General features: G+C 44.6%; 17 protein-coding genes. 16 read left to right on the top strand and 1 reads right to left on the bottom strand.

Annotation, left to right across the window (positions count from 1 at the left end; translation table 11 throughout):
- Window position 1 precedes the first annotated feature (1 nt).
- From spoIIM to MHB37_RS22520, 7 genes are all read left to right on the top strand, one after another.
- A complete protein-coding gene (gene spoIIM, locus MHB37_RS22550) occupies window positions 2-652 on the top strand; it encodes a stage II sporulation protein M (protein WP_036676050.1) in 651 nt (216 codons plus the stop codon).
- A 90-nt stretch (window positions 653-742) separates the two neighbouring features.
- Window positions 743-1,207, top strand: a complete 465-nt coding sequence (locus tag MHB37_RS22545) for a Fur family transcriptional regulator (RefSeq protein ID WP_036676051.1) — start codon at window positions 743-745, stop codon at window positions 1,205-1,207.
- A gap of 163 nt (window positions 1,208-1,370) precedes the next feature.
- Window positions 1,371-1,604 carry a DUF4227 family protein gene (locus MHB37_RS22540; protein ID WP_036676052.1) on the top strand — a complete coding sequence of 78 codons (234 nt, stop codon included), beginning with the start codon at window positions 1,371-1,373 and terminating at the stop codon, window positions 1,602-1,604.
- A 159-nt stretch (window positions 1,605-1,763) separates the two neighbouring features.
- The gene (xerD, locus tag MHB37_RS22535; protein WP_076184121.1) at window positions 1,764-2,657 is read left to right on the top strand and encodes a site-specific tyrosine recombinase XerD; all 894 of its coding nucleotides are present in this window, start codon (window positions 1,764-1,766) and stop codon (window positions 2,655-2,657) included.
- A gap of 242 nt (window positions 2,658-2,899) precedes the next feature.
- Window positions 2,900-4,078, top strand: coding sequence for a phosphopentomutase (deoB, locus tag MHB37_RS22530; RefSeq protein ID WP_076129494.1), 1,179 nt, complete (start codon window positions 2,900-2,902; stop codon window positions 4,076-4,078).
- 49 nt (window positions 4,079-4,127) lie between these two features.
- Entirely contained in the window at window positions 4,128-4,946 is an 819-nt protein-coding gene (locus MHB37_RS22525; protein WP_036676055.1) for a purine-nucleoside phosphorylase, read from the top strand.
- A gap of 161 nt (window positions 4,947-5,107) precedes the next feature.
- Window positions 5,108-6,439, top strand: a complete 1,332-nt coding sequence (locus MHB37_RS22520; protein WP_036676056.1) for a pyrimidine-nucleoside phosphorylase — start codon at window positions 5,108-5,110, stop codon at window positions 6,437-6,439.
- A gap of 110 nt (window positions 6,440-6,549) precedes the next feature.
- Here the strand turns inward: MHB37_RS22520 and MHB37_RS22515 are convergent, their stop codons facing one another.
- On the bottom strand, window positions 6,550-7,563 hold the full coding sequence (locus MHB37_RS22515) for a serine hydrolase domain-containing protein (RefSeq protein WP_405168563.1): 1,014 nt from the start codon (window positions 7,561-7,563) through the stop codon (window positions 6,550-6,552).
- A gap of 373 nt (window positions 7,564-7,936) precedes the next feature.
- Here MHB37_RS22515 and MHB37_RS22510 point away from each other — a divergent pair, with 373 nt between their 5' ends.
- The 9 genes from MHB37_RS22510 to MHB37_RS22470 all read left to right on the top strand — a co-directional run bounded on the left by MHB37_RS22510 (window position 7,937) and on the right by MHB37_RS22470 (window position 18,670).
- Window positions 7,937-9,073 carry a D-alanyl-D-alanine carboxypeptidase family protein gene (locus MHB37_RS22510; protein WP_256715834.1) on the top strand — a complete coding sequence of 379 codons (1,137 nt, stop codon included), beginning with the start codon at window positions 7,937-7,939 and terminating at the stop codon, window positions 9,071-9,073.
- Window positions 9,074-9,248: 175 nt separating this feature from the next.
- On the top strand, window positions 9,249-9,602 hold the full coding sequence (spoIIAA, locus tag MHB37_RS22505) for an anti-sigma F factor antagonist (protein ID WP_036676057.1): 354 nt from the start codon (window positions 9,249-9,251) through the stop codon (window positions 9,600-9,602).
- Complete coding sequence (gene spoIIAB, locus MHB37_RS22500; protein WP_036676058.1) at window positions 9,599-10,054, top strand: anti-sigma F factor; 456 nt, start codon at window positions 9,599-9,601, stop codon at window positions 10,052-10,054. The genes spoIIAA and spoIIAB overlap by 4 nt, the downstream gene beginning before the upstream one ends.
- 11 nt (window positions 10,055-10,065) lie before the next feature.
- Window positions 10,066-10,821 (top strand): RNA polymerase sporulation sigma factor SigF, encoded by a 756-nt coding sequence (sigF, locus tag MHB37_RS22495; protein ID WP_036676059.1) that lies wholly within the window; start codon window positions 10,066-10,068, stop codon window positions 10,819-10,821.
- A gap of 96 nt (window positions 10,822-10,917) precedes the next feature.
- Window positions 10,918-13,848 (top strand): PAS domain S-box protein, encoded by a 2,931-nt coding sequence (locus tag MHB37_RS22490; protein WP_405168562.1) that lies wholly within the window; start codon window positions 10,918-10,920, stop codon window positions 13,846-13,848.
- A gap of 37 nt (window positions 13,849-13,885) precedes the next feature.
- On the top strand, window positions 13,886-14,548 hold the full coding sequence (locus MHB37_RS22485; protein WP_076104408.1) for a response regulator transcription factor: 663 nt from the start codon (window positions 13,886-13,888) through the stop codon (window positions 14,546-14,548).
- Between the two features lie 208 nt (window positions 14,549-14,756).
- On the top strand, window positions 14,757-16,355 hold the full coding sequence (locus tag MHB37_RS22480; RefSeq protein ID WP_076278373.1) for a methyl-accepting chemotaxis protein: 1,599 nt from the start codon (window positions 14,757-14,759) through the stop codon (window positions 16,353-16,355).
- Between the two features lie 41 nt (window positions 16,356-16,396).
- Window positions 16,397-17,500 carry a chemotaxis-specific protein-glutamate methyltransferase CheB gene (gene cheB, locus MHB37_RS22475; protein WP_405168561.1) on the top strand — a complete coding sequence of 368 codons (1,104 nt, stop codon included), beginning with the start codon at window positions 16,397-16,399 and terminating at the stop codon, window positions 17,498-17,500.
- A gap of 165 nt (window positions 17,501-17,665) precedes the next feature.
- Window positions 17,666-18,670, top strand: a complete 1,005-nt coding sequence (locus tag MHB37_RS22470; protein ID WP_076129500.1) for a helix-turn-helix domain-containing protein — start codon at window positions 17,666-17,668, stop codon at window positions 18,668-18,670.
- Window positions 18,671-18,747: the final 77 nt, after the last annotated feature.

Raw genomic sequence — 18,747 nt, 5'->3', positions numbered from 1 at the left:
AATGCGTAATTTACGGCTGATGATGAAGGAACAGACGCCTCTGTATATTTTTGTCGGCGTATTATTTCTGGTAGGTGTTGTATTTGGAGCTCTTATCGTTAGTGCGCTTACGATGGATCAGCAGCAGGAGCTGGGGGATTATCTGGGGAATTTCTTTGTTACGGTTGATCAGCAAGGTCTGCCAGCCGCACCTGATTCGTACTGGAGTATAGCGGCCTTGAATCTGAAATGGATCGGACTGATCTGGATTCTTGGGTTGTCGGTCATTGGGCTGCCGGGAATTTTGATTCTTGATTTTTTAAAAGGGGTACTGATTGGTTTTACGGTTGGCTGTCTGGTCAGTCAATATTCTTGGCATGGGATGTTGTTCGCGTTAGTCTCTGTGGCTCCACATAATCTGGTGCTGATCCCTGTGCTGCTGGTAAGCAGTGCAGCTGCGATAGCTTTTTCCTTGCAGATGATCCGCAGCCGGGTGATGGGACAGCGCCGGACGCCAGTGACTCGTCCTTTTACCATGTACACTATATTGTCATTTGTGATGGCGCTTTTGATCCTGGGTATTTCATGTTTTGAGACCTGGGTTACACCAACCATGATGCGTTGGGTCACGCCTTCACTTGTACAAGCGGTGACGACCTTGACTGTGCAGTAAAAGCGTTTGACTTCTGAAAGCGACACCCCCTATAATGGAAGAAGTGGTTTGAAGACCGGTGCGGTAATTATCCAAGGGGGAGGGAGACAGGTGGAAGCACGGATAGACAAGATTAAGCAACAGTTACAATCCCAAGGATACAAGCTTACACCCCAACGGGAAGCGACCTTAAGAGTGCTGCTGGAGAATGAGGAAGATCATCTTAGCGCGGAAGACGTATTTATGCTCGTGAAGGAGAAAGCTCCCGAGATCGGTCTTGCGACTGTGTATCGTACCCTCGAACTTCTCAGTGAGCTTCATGTCGTAGAAAAGATCAATTTCGGCGACGGTGTAGCCCGGTATGATTTGCGAACAGATACTGCGAAGCATCATCATCATCACTTAATTTGTGTGCAATGCGGCAGTATGGATGAGATTCGCGAGGATTGGCTCGGTCCGCTGGAAGAACGACTGGAGAAAGAGTTTAATTTCACAGTGCTTGATCATAGACTTGATTTCCATGGGATTTGCTACCGCTGTACTGATAAGAACAATACAGACGGAAATCCATCCTAAAGTTATCTTATATTAAGAATTAACTTCACAAGTCCTCCCCGGTTCCTATACCGGAGGGGGCTTTTTAAATGATTAGTCTATTAGAGCCATACATATCAGCCTTTTTTGGAGCATAAAATGAAGGACGAGCAGAATTCATTTATATGTAATAGGAGGCGTCCTTATGATTGTTTCTGTGCCCAAAACAGTGCGTAAGCTGTATTTTATGATCATGTTTGTGGCTCTGAGCTATTTACTCTACTATGCTATGAGCTGGTTAGGGGAATGGCTCAGTCCGATAGAGAACTATGGAATTCCTGAAGGCACCGCTGTTCGGGCATTTGATCACGCCGAGGTTGGTGATGATGGTCTGGATGCGCGGCAGCGCTTGCGTTTCTATTACTGGTTCGGAGAATGAAAGCTCCGCAGGAAGCAGGAACAAGCGAGAAGAATGTCGAAGAAAGCTAGGGTGGATTTATGCAGAGTAAGCGTTGTGTACACATCTGCTAAAGCCTCATGCTGAATGTGCTGCAGGAAGACACTAAGAGTAGCTGCGCCAGGACAGGAGCGTGAAATAATGAAGTCACACTTGCAGCCTTTTTTACATTATTTGTCCGGAGATAAAGGCTTGTCCCCGAATACACTGGAATCTTACGGTAGGGATGTATCGCAGTTTCTAGAGTTTGCTGAAGAGCGGGGGGTTGAGCAGCCTGAAGAAATCCGAAGATCTCATGTGATGTTATATCTTGGCTCCTTACGCGGAGCGGGAAGAGCCACTGCAACGCTCAACAGAAACGCGGTGTCCCTGCGGGCCTTTTTTCATTATTTGCTGAAGGAACGTTTAATTGAGCAGGATCCAACACTGGACATGGAAACTATGAAGCCCGATAAGAAGCCACCTATGGTGCTTGCGGTTTCGGAGGTTGAGCGGCTGCTAGCTGCTCCAGATGTGAGTACAGCACAAGGGATGCGCGATAAGGCTATGCTGGAATTGCTCTACGCAACGGGGATAAAGGTTTCTGAATTAATTTCTCTTAACGTAGACGATGTGCATACAGACATGAAGTTTGCGCGCTGTACAGGGACTTCGGGCAAGGAACGAGTGGTTCCCATCGGAACCATTGCTGCAGAGAGTGTAGCAGCTTACACTTCTCTTATGCGGGACAAGCTGCTTCGTGATCATCAGGAGGAGCCGGCCATGTTCCTGAATAGCCTAGGTGGGCGTTTAACCCGCCAGGGGTTCTGGAAAATCATAAAAAAATACGCACGGGAAGCAAACATTGAGCAGGATATTACACCGCATACGCTTAGGCATTCCTTCGCCGCCCATTTACTGGAAGGTGGAGCAGATTTGCGTTCCGTACAACAAATGCTGGGTCATGCTGATATTTCGACGACTCAGATTTATAACGGTATCGCGCGTAAGAATATGAAGGAAGTATATGAGAGCCATCATCCCAGAGCTCGCTGATCATGCTTCAAAGATGCTTTTTGTGAGTAAGATAGTTATGATGGAATCATACTTATAGGATAGACTGGGGAATGGGTAATTTTCCACAGGTTATCCTTTGGCAGAAACGGATACCTGACAGGCGATACATTGTATCGCTAGCTACGGAAGCGTCTGACTTCCGGGAGAAGGTACAGCCGTTTCTTCTTGTTGGTGCAAACGAATGAACGAACGATCTATATTAAAAAAGGAGTGAAGACAATATGTCCTCATTTAAACGAATTGGTTTTATTGTTTTGGATAGTGTAGGTATCGGAGAAGCTCCAGATGCTGCGAATTTTGGTGATGCAGGGTCGCATACGCTTGGCCATATTTTGAACCGTGTTCCCGGATTAAAACTGCCTAACCTTCAGCAGTTAGGATTAGCTAATATTGCTCCGCTGCCGCCGCTTGAACCTGTAGCTTCACCAACTGGATATTATGGCAAGATGCAGGAAGTATCTGTAGGTAAGGATACGATGACCGGGCACTGGGAGCTGATGGGGCTGAAAATTGAGGTTCCATTCAATACGTATCCGGATGGATTTCCGGCAGAATTGATTGAGAAATTCGAAGCAGCAACTGGCCGGAAAGTGATCGGTAATAAACCGGCTTCCGGTACGGAAATTTTAGTTGAATATGGCGAAGAGCAGATGAAGACCGGAGCTTGGATTGTGTACACCTCTGCGGACAGTGTATTCCAGCTTGCGGCACATGAAGATATCATTCCACTGGAAGAGCTATACAGCGCGTGTAAAATCGCCCGTGAGCTAACTATGGCTCCTGAATTCTCCGTAGGGCGCGTTATTGCTCGTCCATATGTTGGCGAACCAGGAAAGTTCGTACGGACCTCGAATCGCCATGATTATGCCGTGAAACCACCGGAACCAACGGTAATGAATTCGCTGGCTGATATCGGAAAAGATGTTATCGCGGTAGGAAAGATCAACGATATTTTCACAGGTGAAGGGGTTACAGCTTCTTACCCTACGAAGAGCAATGAACATGGTATCGAAGTTACCATTGAGCAGCTTCGCCAACCGTTCAACGGGTTGCTGTTCACGAATCTGGTGGATTTTGACTCTTTATATGGACACCGCCGCGATCCGGAAGGATACGGTCATGCACTGGAAGTATTCGATCAGGCGCTGCCTGAAATTCTATCCACGCTTGGTGAAGATGACCTGTTGATTATTTCAGCAGATCATGGGAATGATCCAATCCATAGTGGAACAGATCATACTCGTGAATATGTGCCGCTGCTTATTTACAGCCCACGCCTTAAGCATCCAGATAGCTTGGGTATTCGTGAGACCTTCTCAGATGTTGCTGCAACCATTGCTGATAATTTCGGTGCGAAGGCGCCGCAGTATGGGACAAGCTTTTTAGCGAAACTGCAATGAAAGAATGTGGGTTGCGCCACAACATTCATTAAGGAGGATCTTCCATAGCATGTTAACTCAAAAAGAAATTCAAGAAGCAGCCATTTATATAAAAGACAAATGTCCGGTGGCTCCGGAAATTGGATTGATCCTTGGTTCAGGACTCGGTGTGCTGGCAGACCTGATCACCGATGGAATCAGCATTCCATATGATGAGATTCCTCACTTCCCTGTGTCCACTGTAGAAGGGCATGAGGGAGAACTGCTGATCGGTATGATTGAAGGACGCCGTGTCGTGATGATGAAGGGCCGCTTTCATATGTATGAGGGTTATGGACCGGAGGTTACGGCATTCCCTGTTCGGGTTATGAAAGAACTTGGTATAGCCAGCCTATTAGTAACTAATGCTGCTGGTGGAGTGAACACAGATTTCACGCCGGGCGATCTTATGCTCCTTACGGATCATCTGAATATGACGGGACGGAACCCGTTAATAGGACCTAATGATCCTGCACTGGGCGTGCGCTTCCCGGATATGTCAACCGCTTATAGCCGCCGCCTGATCAAGGTAGCGAAGGAAACGGCAGCGCAGCAGAATTTCGAATTCAAAGAAGGTGTATATGCAGGTCTGCTGGGACCTTGCTACGAAACACCTGCTGAAATCGTAATGCTTCGTCATCTGGGGGCTGACGCTGTGGGCATGTCTACTGTGTCGGAAACCATTGTTGCCCGGCATGCAGGTATCGAGGTATTGGGTATCTCCTGTATTACTAACATGGCTGCGGGAATCCTGGATCAACCGCTCAACCATGAAGAGGTTATGGAAACTGCAGATCGTGTGCGTGAGCGTTTCCTGAAGCTGGTGTTGGGCTTTATTCCGAAAATGTAATTTCGGATACTGCATTTTGAATTTTTGGGAGGTCCAATCTATGACACAAGTGAATGAGCTTGAGCCATTGACGTTTGAACAGATAATGAAGGTAACTAATTTGACTAGACCAAAATTTATCGGACTTGCTCACGCAATTGTCCGTGAAGTGCAGGTGTAATATGAGAGCTGTAGATATTATTCAGAAAAAAAGAGATGGTGGAGAGCTGAGTCGTGAGGAAATTTCCTTTTTAATTCAGGGCTACAGTAAAGGTGAAGTGCCTGATTATCAGCTCTCTGCATGGGCAATGGCTGTTTATTTCCAAGGCATGAACGCGCGGGAAACCGGCGATCTAACGATGGAAATGGCGATGTCCGGCGATCAAGTAGATCTTAGCCCAATTGCAGGCATTAAGGTTGATAAACACTCCACAGGCGGAGTGGGCGATAAAACAACTGTAGTACTGGCACCCTTGGTAGCTTCTGCTGGAGTACCGGTAGCGAAGATGTCCGGCCGCGGACTTGGGCACACTGGAGGCACGCTCGATAAGCTGGAGTCCATCAGTGGTTTCTCTATCGAGATGGCTCGTGAGCGTTTCTTTGACCAAGTAGGGGAGATCGGGGCTGCCGTGATCGGCCAGTCGGGTAACATTACACCCGCAGACAAAAAGCTGTACGCCCTTCGGGATGTAACTGCAACAGTTGAATCCATCCCCCTTATTGCAAGCTCTGTGATGAGCAAAAAGATTGCAGCAGGTGCGGATGCGATCGTGTTGGATGTCAAAACAGGCAGCGGTGCTTTTATGAAGACGCTGGATGATTCTATAGCACTCGCTCAGGCGATGGTTGACATTGGAACGCATCTGGGTCGCAATACCGTTGCGATTATCAGTGATATGGACCAGCCGCTTGGTTACGGGATCGGAAATGCGTTGGAAATTAAGGAAGGAATCGAGACCTTGAAGGGTCACGGTCCGAAGGATCTGCAGGAGGTCTGTCTTATTCTGGGCAGCCAGATGCTTGTTCTTGGCGGCAAAGCCAAGGATGAAGCGGAGGCACGTTCGATTCTTATGACGCATATTGAAGATGGCAGTGCGCTAGAGAAGTTCAAACAAATCGTGAAGGCACAAGGTGGAGATGTATCGCAAATTGATTCTCCGGAGAAGCTCCCTACGGCTAAGCGATTCATTGAAGTGAAAGCAAAAACCAAAGGGTTCATAGAAGGGATTCAGGCCGAGGAAATTGGCGTTGCGGCTATGCTGCTTGGAGCTGGACGTGAAACTAAGGAATCCGTAATCGATCTGGCTGTGGGGATTCAACTTTCTAAAAAGGTTGGAGATGCTGTAGAGATCGGCGAGACGCTTGCAGTCTTGCATATCAATGATGCCAGTGAGAAGAAAGTAGAGGAAGCTGAAGGTAAGGTGTTAGAAGCCTACCGTATCACTTCTGAACCTGTTCCTGCCCAACCTTTGGTATTTGCACTTGTTACTAAAGATGGGGTAACACGGTACTAGCCTAGGCAATATAAATATTGTCATGGCTATGGCCTTAAACAAACAACAAAGCAGCGATCCTCCCATAACGGGAAGGTCGCTTCTTTGCGTTTTGCTCAATGGTGCAATATTTATAACTGATTATTAATCTTATTGAATATCAGCGAAGCCCCGCTGCTTGTATTACATAATACGACCACAGCCTCGCCACTAGCTGGATAGATAGCCGACCGGAAGGAAACACCGGGATCATAGCCCATAATGTGAAATTTGAACACTTTTTCTTCGCGGAGGGTAATCCATACACCATAACCATAATAGCCTTCGCCATCCACATGTACATGGGGAGTAAGCAATAATGAAGTGAGTACTGGACTCAATAATGTATGGTTCATTAACCCGCTCCAGAATAGCTGCATGTCGGGGGCAGCGACGAAAGCTCCACCGTCAGCGCCTCCCTTTACCGGGATTGAGTAGATGTTGGTTCTCCAGTTTCCGTTCTCTTCCTCTATGTATCCTAGTGCACAGTTGGCAGGTAAGGCATCTAACGTAAAGTAACCGGATTGCTCCATTCCGCAAGGCTTAAAGATGTGCTGCTCTACATAATCGGAAAAAGACATTCCACTCAGCTTCTCTACCAGAAGGCCTAGCACGATATAGCCGGCATTATTGTAGTGGAAACGTTCGCCAGGGGTCCACATCATGGGAAGAGTTCGGAACATCGGCACAAAATCCTCAAGCTGTCGCAAGGTGTACATAGGCCGTGCCTTCCACAGATCCTCGAAATCATCCATAATTGTTTCATCAAAATAATCCGGAATACCAGAGCTATGCGTTAGCAGCTGATGTATGGTGATGTCGGGACTAAAGAGAGGAAAATCTACTTTTTTAAGATAATCTATTAGTCTACTTTCAAAAGAAATCAATCCCTGATCAACCAGCTGGCAGACAGCGATCGCGGTAAATATTTTACACCCGGAAGCAATGCCGAACCGAGTATGAATATTGTTTTCGCGCTTATCCGACTTATTGGCATAACCGTAACAACTGCTGATGACTTTTTTATCAGGTTGTTGTACCAGCACTACACCAGAGAAATTGTTCTGTTTAGCTTCTGCTTCAATACAATCTGCAAGGTGGTTCATCTGTATATTCACTCCTCTATAAGCAGTTAAGTTCTTAAATACCATTCGTTAAAATATTACATTTTCCTTTAAAGGGGGGTTAAATGAGTACGGAAAAATTGGAAATACTTAAAATTTGAATTAACTTTTGATCTCCCCTATAATAAAAATGCTCTGCAACTGCTGCTGGGCTTTTTTTATTGACAACATCATTACTTCTTGGGATAAATTATTATAGTTATTTACTTGGAAATGGAATAATTTCCACCCTTTCTGACGAAACTGGAACACAGTACCTGTGATATGAAGGTTAACGTTCAGGAGGGGAACCATTGTGAGAAAAATGCGTTTTGCTGTGCTTGTGCTCTGTATCGTTGTGTCGGTTCTAGGACCGATGTCAGGTGCTTATGCTGAGGAAAAAAGCAAGAATTCTGGCAGTAATGCTGCCGCTGTAGATCTTGCGCCTGGTGCGCGTTCAGCGATTTTGATGGATGCAGGCACTGGCACTATTATTTATGAAAAGAACAGCCATGATAAGCTGCCTCCCGCAAGTATTACGAAGATTATGACGATGCTGCTTACGGTGGAAGCACTGGATGAAGGAAGACTGCAACTGACGGATAAGGTGCGCACGAGTGAATATGCCGCATCGATGGGCGGATCGCAAATTTTCCTGGAGCCTGGTGAAGAAATGTCGGTGGATGAGATGCTCAAAGGCATCGCTATGGCCTCCGGTAATGATGCATCTGTGGCAATGGCAGAGAAAATAGCGGGTTCGGAGAGCGCTTTTGTCGATCTGATGAATAAAAGAGCGGAAGAGCTGGGTCTGAAAGATACCCACTTTGCCAATTGCAACGGTCTTCCAGCTGCTAATCACTATTCCTCAGCCTACGATATTGCGGTAATTAGCCGGGAGCTTTTAAAGCATGATAGAATTATCAAATATACCGGTTCCTATCAGGATTATCTGCGTAAGGATTCCACCAAACCATTCTGGTTGGTAAACACGAACAAGCTTGTACGTTTCTATACAGGCGCTGATGGACTGAAAACAGGATATACCGCTGAAGCAAAATTCTGCTTATCCGCTACGGCTGCAAGAGACGGTCTGCGTGCTGTTGCTGTTGTGCTGGGTGAGCCGAACACGAAGACACGTAACAGTGAAGTGTCGGGCATGTTTGACTATCTCTTTTCGCAATATAAGATCCACACTATTCACAAAGAAGGGGACGCTATCGGTACCCTTAAGATTGAGAAGGGTGTGAAGTCCGAGCTTCCGATTACGGCGAAAGAGACGTATAGTGTTCTTTTGAAAAAAGGTGTGACGCAAGAAGGCATTCGTCACGAACTAGTACTTCCAGAAAGCGTGAAGGCACCAGTGGCTGAAGGCCAGTCCATAGGCAAGCTGGTTGTCTACCAAGGAACCCAAGTGATTAAAGAGTATGAACTTAAAGCAGGGGAAGCTGTGGCAAAAGCAGGCTGGTGGAAGCTCTTTAAACGTACAACAGGCTCGATGTTCGGCATGGATTAAAAAGAGCTTTTTTGTAGATTGCGCCCATGTGCTTTGTAGATTCATAGGGGTTTTCTTCTAGTTTTGTCGTGAGGCAGGATTCCTGATTTGCCACGTAGAAACCTTGTCCTTGAAGAGAATGGGTACTGTCTCTTAAGGCCAAGTTTTCAAAGCAACGAAGAGGAGAGTGGCAAGCATGAATTCTAATGTGGAAATGGAGCATCACAGGGGTGTGCTGATTGTCCGTTTATCTGGGGAACTCGATCATCATGCCGCCGATTTTGTAAGAATGGATATGGATGAAGCGATTATGCGGGGTCAGGTATCGCATTTGATCCTTAGTCTTAAGCATCTGCAGTTTATGGACAGTTCGGGTCTCGGCGTAATTCTGGGAAGGTATAAACTGATCCATAGTAAAGGCGGCAAAATGGTGGTGTGTGATGCAACGGCACCTGTGAAGCGACTTCTGGAAATGTCAGGCCTGTTCAAGATCATGCCCCTATATGACGACGAGAGCACTGCACTCTCGGATTTGGAGGTTGCGTTATGACAAATGGTAAGGCTGGTAACTTCATGAACGTGCAGTTCGCTGCACTCTCGGAGAACGAATCATTCGCGCGTGTAGTTGTAGCGGCGTTCGTTTCTAGGCTTGATCCTACAATGGACGAGCTGAATGATCTGAAGACAGTCGTGTCGGAGGCGGTCACCAATTGTATTATTCATGGGTATGATAGTGATCCGGAAGGTATTGTGACTATTTCAGCTTCGCTGGACAACGAAACGGTACATTTAACCATTGAGGATCAGGGACGGGGCATTGAGGATTTGGAGCTGGCACAACAGCCGCTATATACCTCAAAGCCAGAGCTGGAGCGGTCGGGCATGGGCTTTACCATTATGGAGAATTTCATGGATGAATTTGAAGTCACTAGTGAACCGGGACACGGCACTTCGATCTCAATGAAGAAAACCATCGTTTCGAAAAAAGCTTTATACAATTAGGGGTTGGAGCCATGGATGCAGAGTCAAAAAAAGCTCCGCCGACCTATTTGGACGATGCGGAGGTCAAACGTCTTATCGCGCTCAGTCAGGCCGGAGATAATCTTGCCCGAGACACACTAGTTAGCTGCAATATCCGGTTGGTCTGGTCGGTAGTGCAGCGGTTTATGAACCGCGGGTATGAACCTGACGATTTGTTCCAGATCGGTTGCATCGGGCTCTTGAAGTCCGTTGATAAGTTCGACCTCAGCTATGAGGTCAAATTCTCCACTTATGCCGTGCCGATGATCATTGGCGAGATTCAGCGTTTCCTTCGCGACGATGGAACCTTGAAAGTTAGCCGTTCTCTTAAGGAGATGGCTAATAAGGTCCGCAAGATGAAGGATGAAATGTCTAAGACGCTGGACCGTCTGCCTACCATCGGTGAAGTTGCTGAGGCACTGGGGGTTACCCCTGAAGAAGTGGTATTTGCTCAGGAAGCTAACAAGCCACCGACCTCGATTCATGAGACGGTGTTCGAGAATGATGGCGATCCGATCACACTGATTGATCAAATCGCTGACGAATCACAGGAACGCTGGTTTGATAAGCTGGCACTGAATGAGGCTATCGGAGGTCTCAGCGAGCGTGAACGGCTGATTGTTTATCTTCGATATTACCGTGACCAAACGCAGTCAGAGGTTGCCAGTCGCCTTGGGATTTCTCAAGTACAGGTATCCCGGCTGGAGAAGAAAATATTGCAAAATATCCGCGAGCAGATTGCTCAGTAGATAATGGCTAAAATGTAAAGACGCTTGCGAAATAGCGAATAGGAAGAAAAAGCCGCCCCGAAAAGGGGGGGCTTTTTATGTGGAGGGAATCTCAATATGCATTCACTTGGCGACAAGGATATGACCTCATGGTCTATTGACATGGAAGCGAATTTGCTGACAATGTCGAATGTTTTGGAGAAATGGGTGGACTGTTCAGATCATGCTTTAACGCATAACCCCAATTTTTTACGTGAATATGTGTACGGTGAGGATCTTGAACGGTTTGATGCTTATATAGATAAATTATACTCTGGTCACCTATGTAATCTTGAGTATCGTATGCAGTTACCTGCAAAAGCGCTGAAGTGGGTTCAAAGTATAGGCACGCCCGTTTTTAATCAAGAGCATAAGGTTTGTCGAATAGATGGCGTCATCATAGATATCACGGAACAAAAAAATGCTCAAGCCCAGTTAGAGAGTAGCTTTTCTCTGTATCAGCAGATGTTTGCTACGATCGATGTGGCGATTTGGTCTTACGATTACGTATCACGGAAAATGTTATTCATATCGGATGCGATTTTCAATATCACGGGATATTCACCAGAACAGGCGAAGGAAGATGACTTTTGGCTAAGAATTGCTCCTAAAGAAGAGCGGCCTTTAATTCAAGAGATTATAACTACAGTGGGGCAAGGAATAAGCAATCTCAGTGAATATCGGATCATCCATGCCAGCGGTGAACTCCGATGGGTCCAAGTCAGGATCATTCCCAGTATGGATGAGACAGGGGCAGTGGTACGGCTCAATGGGATCTTAATCGATCATACGGAAAAAAAGCAGATGCAAGAGGTTCTATTAAAAAGCGAGCAGCGCTACAAATCCCTGTTTGACCATAATCCAGATATCGTGTGTGAATTGGATATGCAGGGCAGCATTGTGGCTATCAATCCAGCGGCAGAGCAAATTACTGGAGAAGCTTTTAATAGATTCGGAGAGAACTTATCCATTGTGAATTTATTTGGCGCAGAGAATTCGCATATGATGTCTGATTATTTTGAAAAAACGGTTGGCGGAGTTCTGCAGCATTATACGGTTACTTCTGTCCGCGAGAATGGATTAGTTAACCATTGGTCGATGAAAAACATCCCTGTACATGAAAACAATCAAATTGTGGGTACCTTTGTTATCGCAAGAGATACCACTGCATCTGTGGAGGTAGAAAAGCGGCTGGCTCAGCGGGAGGCGGAGTACAGGCTTATTACAGAGAATATGGAGGATATGATTGGGGTTCTGGATCAGCAAGGGAACTTCATTATTGCTTCGTCCTCTTGTGAGAAAATTATTGGTCTTCCTGTAGGTTCAATAAAGAACACAACAATTTTGGAGTATATTCATCCTGATGAACAAGAAGTGTTGCGGGAACAGATCTTGGATATTTTTCGGACAAAAGTATGTAAGATGTTTTACAATCGGTTTATTCACATCAAAGGTCACATTATAGACCTGGAATGCTTGGGTACACCTGTTCTTGGTGAGGATGGAGAAGTAGTTAGTATTGTGATCGTAGCGAGAGACATTACAAAAAGGGTCCAGATGGAGAGTGAACTTAGAGAAAGCGAGGAACTCAATCGGCTGCTTATTGATATGTCACCTGAAGCGGTAGTACTCCATAGTGAATATAAATTCCTTTATGTGAATTTTTCCTGTTTAGGATTGTTTGGAGTTTGTAGTGAGGATCAATTGATTGGCACCTCTATTTTTAATTGGGCCCACCCGGACTATATAACGCTGGCTAGAGATCGGATGCGTGAAATCTATTATGGACCCAATCGGATATTAGCTCCTGTTGAACAAAAGGTCGTGCGGTCAGATGGATCTATTATCGATGTAGAAGTAACAGCTAGCTCAATTCTATACAAGGGTAAGGTTGCATGTATCTCTATCTTTAGGGATATCAGTGATCGGAAAAAAATTGAGGTGGAAAGACAGCTTACAGAGCAGATCATTCGGAACAGCGAGGAAAGGTATTTCAACTTACAGATGAGTCTTGATCAATTCTCGCAAGATTTGTTTGGTGCGATGAAGATCAGTCACATGGAACAACGATTACTGAAAGAAGTTAGAGAGGTCTTGCGGGTTACCAATATTTGTATGGTTGAAGTTGAAGATAACCATGATAAAATATGCGAGATTATTGAGACCGAGCGGGGCTATTCACTGAAGATCGGAGAGTTCCGAAGAAAAAGCTATATTCTATCCATTAATGAGAAGTCTATTTTATTAGAAATAAGTTCTGTTCGAGTGTGGCTGAAGACGATTACCCGTTATGTTAGTGTGTTATTTGATAATTTTTTGCTCATAGAAGATCTAACTAAGGACCTTGAGTTAGCGGCTTCCGAGCAAGCTCCGACATGGTTACTACGCTTTATGTTTAATTTATCCGAGAATGAACGCAAACGGCTTGCTCAAGATTTACATGATTCAGCACTTCAAGAACAGATCATCTGGTATCGTAAGCTTGATAATTTTTTAAGTGATAAATCCGTTACGGGGGAACTAAAGGAGCAGTTAGAACAGATCACAGAAGGTTTACTCGATGTTATCTATGAACTGCGGATGATCTGCAATGAGCTTAGACCACCAGCATTAATCAATGAGGGGCTTGCTTCCTCACTTGAGACATTGTTTGAATTTGCTCAGTTGCGGAACGACTATCAGATTTATTTTGAGTCAAACGCTTTCAGGCATAAGTTAAAAGACGAGATTCTAATAGGTCTGTACCGTATTGTGCAGGAACTTTTGGCTAATGCAGCTAAACATTCCTGTGCCACAGAAGTACGTATCTCCTTAGCTAGTGAAGGGCAACAGGTGCTTTTGGATTATGAAGATAACGGAATTGGAATGAGCCTTTTAGGAGAGGATTCTATTAAGAGTATGGGGATTTATGGGATGAAAGAAAGGGTTCGCAGTATGGATGGGACCATACGATTTCTTTCGCCAGAGAATAAGGGATTAGCTGTCTTTATATCCATACCTGCAGATTAATCATGGGGCATAATAAGGGGATAGGGGTGTATTAGGCATGATTCAAATTTTGTTAGTGGACGACCATCCCTCTGTCATGGAAGGGACTAAGATGATACTGGAACAAGAGGGAGATATGGAGGTTACCCTAGCCAATTCAGCCCATGAGGCGCTTAACATGGTGGGTAGCCATACGTTTGACGTAATGTTATTTGATCTTCATATCGCTGATGGAAATGGGATTGATTTGGCGAAGGAAGTCTTAAATATAAGCGCAGATGCGATTATCTTAATCTACACCGGATACGAAATTACTAACAAATTTAACTTGATGATCGAATCGGGTTTGTTTGGATTTATTTCAAAAACGACCAATAGAGAGCAGTTGGTTGCAGCAGTGCGTTGTGCTTTAAGGGGAGATGTCATTTTGCCTCATGCCCTAGTTAAACAGTTAAGAAAAGTATCACCTAAAGGAATGGAGATTAATGTTGACCAAGCAAATCCGAAGATCAGTAAAAAAGAGCATGAAATGCTGACAGAGATTGCAAAAGGAAAAAGCAACAAAGAAATAGCAGAGATTGTACTTATGAGTCAACGATCGCTGGAATACAGTTTAACGAGTCTGTTCCAAAAGCTAAATGTGAAATCGAGAATTGAAGCGGCAATAAAAGCTAAACGTCTGGGCATATTGAAGGAGTCCGATTTCAACAATTCACTATGAAAATTCGTAACAAACAAATAGATCAAAATCCCGTTCACGGTTCTGTGAGGCGGGATTTTTTGGTCTGCGCTTTTTTTGCGGGATGACGCAATATTTTTGCGTGGTCGCGCTATTTTTTTTCGGTTACCTTAATCTGCTTACCGTATATGATGAAATAGTTCCTAAGAATTACTAAAAAATGACTAACGCCAATGAGGGGCTGAGGAAAATGAAGTGGTTTTATAATTTAAGAACAGCAGTGAAGTTAATCTCCGCATTTCTGTTAGTATCCGCAATATTGTGCTTTGTAGGATTCTATGGAATTACGAATTTGAGTAAGATGGACCGCTCTATCGTGGACATGTACGAAAATCGCTTAACACCTATAGCTTATCTGGGAGAAGCGAATGAACTATTTTTAACAAATAGAATTAATATCCGTGATATAAACACGATGGCTAAAACAGCGGCAGAAAAGAAAGAATACGAAGATAAAATACATAAAAACGTTCAAAGTATTGAAGAGATCATGGGTAAATATAGCAAGACTGCGTTGAGAGCTGAAGAATTAGCCATAATGAAGGATTATCCTGAGATCTGGCAACGTTATATCACAAGTCTTGATGATACTATTGAAATTGATAAAACAAATATTAGTAATGAGAAATATACAAATTTTTTGCTTGTAAGTGATTTGCAAACAGCTACAACAGAGCTGACTGACTTTCTGCAAAATTTAATAGACATCAATATGAAGCAGGCTCAAGGTTCGATTGTTAATGCCAATGACCTTTATCAGTCCTCTCGTTTGATTACTTTTAGCGTTACTATTGTTGCGCTGCTCATCAGTATTGGTCTGGGTCTTTTAATATCGCAGATCATAGCACGGCCTCTAAATCAAGTAATGCGCCTGCTAGGTAAAGTGGCCAATGGTGATTTAAGCGAAACGTCGAACCTGGAATCTAAGGACGAGATTGGAATGCTAGCTTATTCTGTTAATGAAATGGTTCTGAACCTAAGACGCACTGTTAGCGGCATTTCCTCTTCTGCGGAAAGTGTCTCAGCTGCTGCACAGCAAATCTCAGCAAGTACAGAGGAAGTAGCTAGTGGAAGTATGAGTCAAGCTAGTGCAGCACAAACGATGAATGAGTTGTTCCGAGAATTATCTGCGGCGATTAATTCAGTAGCCCAGAGTGCTGAACAGGCCTCTGAGCTTTCAGATCAAACGATGCGTATCGCTCAAGATGGAGGGATCGTGGTTAAGAACTCCGTAGAAGGAATGGCAGTACTGGATACACAAATGTCTAGACTTGCGGAAGACTCCGATAAGATTGGTGAGATTATCGCGGTGATTGAAGATATTGCCCAACAGACAAATCTGCTTGCCCTAAACGCAGCGATTGAAGCGGCCCGCGCAGGTGAACAAGGTCGAGGTTTTGCCGTTGTTGCGAATGAAGTAAGAAAGTTAGCTGAGCGGAGCAGTGGGGCTACGAAACAAATCACGGGCATTATCAAAGAAATGCAGAAGAATACGCAGCACAGTGTAAATGCCGTATTAGAAGGAGTAGCTTTTTCACAAAAAAATGGAGAAGCCTTTGAACATATCCTTACGATGGTGAACGATACCGCTCATAAAGTAACAGAAATTGCGGCTGCCAGTGAAGAACAGGCTGCACAATCGTCTGAGGTGATGTTCTCAATTGAGAGCATATCCGCCGCAACTGAAGAAATGGCGGCAAGCAGCAGTGAAACGGCAACGACGGCCAATGCTTTGGCTCAGCTAGCAGAAGAGTTAAATAGTCTGGTATCTATTTTTAAAGTTAAATAAACAGTGTCAGGGGTATTATCATTGATAGGAGAGGAGAAGTAGTGCAAAAAATAAAGGTGCTCGTTGTAGCTGCTTCAGTAACCATGCGTAAACAGATCTCGAACCTAATTTCGGAGGATTCAACCCTCGAGGTCATTGGAGTAGCTCGAAATGCATCCGAAGCGATCAGCATGGTTCAAAGACTCAGGCCCGATGTCGTGGCTATAGATATAGAAATGCCGGAATTGAACGGTTTGGTAGCACTCACAAGCATAATGTCTCAGCGGCCAACACCTATACTTATCCTGAGCTCCGCTACAAAGGATGGAATAACAGCAACCATTACTGCTTTACAAAATGGTGCAGTGGATTTCATATCCAAGCCGGCTCAATCTTATGGACCTGGTCTATACAGCATAAAAGATGAGTTATTATTCAAAATTAAGAAAGCCGCTGAAATTCCTTTAAGAACTCTTATTCTTAACAATATAAACATCTCCAAAGTGAAAGCTCGACAAGAGAAACAAAACAACGTTAAGAGTGGATGTACAGAAGTTATTGAGCAGATCGTGGGAATTGGATGCGGAGTAGGGGGGCCGAAGGCATTAGAAATCTTAATTTCCTCGCTCCCGGCGAGCTTCCCGTATCCCCTTCTGGTTGTTCAACATATGCCACCTAAGTACACAAAAGCATTGGCGGAACGACTGAATCGGTTCTCAAGTGTACGGGTGGTGGAAGCCAAGGACAAGCAATCTGTGCTCGGGGGAACCGTCTATATCGCTCCAGGTAATTCTCATATGACCATTATTCAGGAGGGGCAGGATCTCAGAATAAAACTTATGAAAAAGCCTGCAGTGAATGGACACTGTCCTTCGGTCGATATCTTGTTTGAGTCTATATCTGCACTAACTGGTCTACAGCAGCATTTAATCCTAATGACCGGAATGGGAAGTGATGGCGCCAAAGGGATGCTGGCTGCCAAACACGCTGGCGCCCAATCAACGCTAGTAGAATCGCAAGAAACTTCTATTGAAAGTGAAATGCCTGAAGCAGCCGCGAAGCTGGGTTGTGTGGATTACGAGCTGCCCTCGCATTTGTTAGCCTCGAAGATTATGGAGGTTACGGGGGAGCTGAGATACCGGAGGGATGCATTTCCATCGGTTTGAACGGTCTTATTTTACTACTAAAAAAGCGTTGGCAGGATAAAATCCGCCAATGCTTTTTTGTGTTTCATGTTGACACTTTCAAGTGATAACAATTATCATTTACGAAGCAAGAGTAGAGATCATGTAACTCATCGTATACAAGGAGCGAAGAAGGAGAGGTTTGCGATGACTTTAAATATATTGAATATGGAAATTCATGATCTTTTTGATCAATTTACAGAACGGATAGAGGGGCATGTTGAACATAACCAATGGGAACAGCGGCTTACTATTCCTTCACATATTGGTAAGGGAAGCGTCACCCGTACACGGATTCGTCCAGGTATGGAGATTATGTATACGGACATAACTTACGAACAGGATATGAAGCTCCACATTCAAGAAGCTTGTCCGTTGTTTGAACTAAGCTATAATCTAAGCGGAGAAATCTATTGCGAATGGAACGGCAAGGAAAGTTACACGGATAAACAAATGGGCAATGTCCTTTTTCTAGAGGATGTTCAGGTGTATGAAGAGAAAAAAGCAGGTGTCCCCAATCAATTGCTGGAAATACGGTTTGCTCCTAGTGAACTGCTGAATTACGCCGGAGATTTATCGGAGACACAGCAAATGGAAACCTGGCTTAGACATCATCGTGGAAATATTGATCGTTATCCAGATACTGCGGCAATCCGAAAATGTGTCTCCGAAATGATCCACTGTACCTATCATGGAACATTGAGACGTTTATATATGGAGAGCAAAGCCCTTGAATTTATTGCTTTGTTTGGTGAGTCTGATGGTTACGGTTCTATTAGCGATAGTATGACGCTGCGGCATGATGATATTACTAATCTGAAGCGGGTACATGAATTGGTGCAAATCCATTTCGAACAACCGTTATCTATACGTGAGTTGGCTAAGCGGGTAGGTATCAACGAATTCAAGCTGAAAAAAGGCTTCCGCGAATTATTTGGCATGACGATCTTCGAGCTTGTACGTATAAAAAGGATGGAGAAAGCGCTCTGGTATATGGAGGTTGAAGGTTTGAATATAGGGAAAACAGCTGTTTCGGTCGGATATAGCAATGTCAGCAATTTCACGACGACCTTCCGTAAGCATTATGGCTGCAATCCAAGCGAATACTTAAAACGTATCGAACAACAGAGTTTGGAACGAAACAGGCTGTAGGAAGATTTGTAAATGCAGAAAGCTTAAAGCTTCAAGTGTTAGAACATAGGGTTCGGAATCGAACGTTATCTTCTGCA

It is taken from the genome of Paenibacillus sp. FSL H3-0286 (assembly GCF_045040705.1).
GTDB lineage: Bacteria > Bacillota > Bacilli > Paenibacillales > Paenibacillaceae > Paenibacillus_AQ > Paenibacillus_AQ odorifer.
This window is presented reverse-complemented; position numbering and strand designations above follow the sequence as displayed.